Annotated in this window: 1 protein-coding gene; it reads right to left on the bottom strand. The window is 55.8% G+C overall.

Annotated elements, in window-relative coordinates:
• Window positions 1–114 precede the first annotated feature (114 nt).
• Window positions 115–387, bottom strand: a 273-nt coding sequence (locus EW028_RS24375) for a lysozyme family protein (protein ID WP_145983813.1), incomplete at its 5' end; no start/stop codon positions are given.

Here is a 387-nt window from a genome sequence, read left to right as displayed (position 1 = left end):
GCGACCACGACTTTCTTCGACATGCTCATGGTCCTGATCCCCTGTTTCCGGTCGTGAAGGTCGTGCATAGGAACAAACTCGATTCTATGTTATACCGGTGTCAAATATAGACGGCTATTTGTTGATCGCTCGGTACTTCGCCTCATTCGCGATGATCTTGTCGGCGTAGGGCCTGGTCTGAGTGATGTAGTCGCTGTACATGGTGGGGAAACCGCCTTCGCGTTGGACTGCGCCTTCACCGGCGTTGTACGCGGCCAGGTACAGCTCTGTCGGTCCGTTGGGAGGCTTGACCGATCCGTCGGAGAGCCAGGCGTCGATGGTCTTGGCGATGGTGCACATGTAGTCGCCTTGAGCCATGACGGCATCGGAAATCTTGTTCCTGTCACC

It is taken from the genome of Lysinibacillus sp. OL1, assembly GCF_004332175.1.
Classification (GTDB): domain Bacteria; phylum Bacillota; class Bacilli; order Bacillales_A; family Planococcaceae; genus Lysinibacillus; species Lysinibacillus capsici.
The sequence above is the reverse complement of the archived record's forward strand: the minus strand, read 5'-3'. Positions and strand labels throughout refer to the sequence as shown.